The organism is Lacinutrix cladophorae, assembly GCF_053604645.1.
The window spans coordinates 1-350 of sequence record NZ_JBSHNR010000105.1 but is presented as its reverse complement, the minus strand read 5'-3'; the positions used below and the strand labels follow the sequence as shown (position 1 = coordinate 350).

Below are 350 nucleotides of genomic sequence, written 5' to 3'. Positions count from 1 at the left end.
AGTCAATGGCTAGAGGTGAATTTTTATTATTATGTGGAAGAGCTGAAGAAAAAAACTAATATTAAGTATCTAGATTATTCTAAAGATGCTAGGTTTGTAACTGAACTCGATTTTTTTCAAGATTCAGACCATCTTAATGATAATGGAAAAAAATATTTTAGTAAAGTTTTTTTTAGTGAGATTAGTACTTTAGGTTTACTAAATCAATATTTTATTGAAATGATAAAAAAGAGGTATAAAAGTTTTAAATCCTATTAAATTTCTTCTTAAATATATATGCTATTCAACTCCATAGATTTTGCGATTTTTTTACCAATAGTTTTTATCCTTTATTGGTTTGTTTTTAAGCA

General features: G+C 24.0%; 1 protein-coding gene. It reads left to right on the top strand.

Going from position 1 to position 350, the window contains the following annotated elements; translation table 11 throughout:
• The coding region (locus tag ACVC3Y_RS06405) for a hypothetical protein (protein ID WP_452226416.1) at positions 1 to 258 on the top strand (258 nt) is incomplete at its 5' end.
• Positions 259 to 350: the final 92 nt, after the last annotated feature.